The following is a 1,026-nucleotide window of genomic DNA, read 5'->3' on the forward strand; positions in this document are numbered from 1 at the left end:
TAATTAAGTGTAGTAGCTCATATCTGATCTGACAGTATAAGCAAATAGGTTTAGACTTGATCTGACAGGCAGCTATGAGCGAAAAGCGGTCGTTGAGCTTGGCTAAATATCGTCTTTAATTGATTGGTGAAACTACGCTTTGCGCATATATTCATGAAAATAAGCGACACGCGCATATTGGTTCTATTAACTCTACCTAAAAAATTTAGAAAACTATGTGATAGCAATACCTTAGGTAATTTGTTAAAAGTAGATAAATGAGCGTTAAGTCGGCAGAAATATGCGCAGTGAGCGCACTATTAAATTGTTATGTGGCATTCAGGCTAGGAGTATAATTTGGGGCCTCTTTTTCAATTAATCATCGTAGGGATTCTTTATTTCTTAGTAGCAAGTATTATTGGGCTCGCGCTGATGTTAATTGCTCGGTTAATTATGCTGCTAAAGAAAAAGACTGACATTACAGTTAACCAACTCTTTTGGTTCCCATTAAAGTTAGCTCCTTATTTTTGCTGGCAGTTATTGTTAATGCTCTGGTTTGTCAATTTGTTAGAGATGTAGATCCACCTTTAACAGATTATTGGTCACTTCCCATAAATGATGGACTCACTATGGGAGCAATTGATATTCCTGATAAATGGTATTTATGGCCTACTCGAGAAGGTGGTGAAGCTATCATCAGTAATATTGTATTGGTCGGGATTACTGATAAGGCTCTATATGGTTCAACCGAGTCTGATGACTATTTCATTTATCGTTACGATTCTAATCAACAGGTTGTTAATTTATCTAAAGATGAATTGGAGATTGAGGCAAACAAAACAGAAGACTCTTTACCTACACTTAAGCGCCCATCTGACCTTTACTACGATGATCGAGATTTTGGTGATTTGATTACTTTTTTATTGATATTAATATATCCTTTGTACCGTTTTTATAATGTCTCAAGTACATTTTGGAGCTTAGTGAGTAAGAAAAATAGTGAGCTTTTAAGTACTGCCACATAACAAGAATTTAAAGCGGGACTGT

At 35.7% G+C, this 1,026-nt stretch carries 1 protein-coding gene; it reads left to right on the forward strand.

The genetic code is table 11. The features are described 5' to 3' along the window. The first annotated feature begins 608 nt into the window (after window positions 1-608). Window positions 609-1,004, forward strand: a complete 396-nt coding sequence (locus P20480_RS19765) for a hypothetical protein (RefSeq protein ID WP_008127658.1) — start codon at window positions 609-611, stop codon at window positions 1,002-1,004. Window positions 1,005-1,026: the final 22 nt, after the last annotated feature.

This window comes from Pseudoalteromonas sp. BSi20480 (genome assembly GCF_000241365.1).
Classification (GTDB): Bacteria; Pseudomonadota; Gammaproteobacteria; order Enterobacterales; family Alteromonadaceae; genus Pseudoalteromonas; species Pseudoalteromonas marina.

Coding starts and splice junctions, on each gene's coding strand:
- P20480_RS19765 (WP_008127658.1), top strand. CDS start 609: ATGGGAGCAATTGATATTCCTGATAAATGGTATTTATGGCCTACTCGA.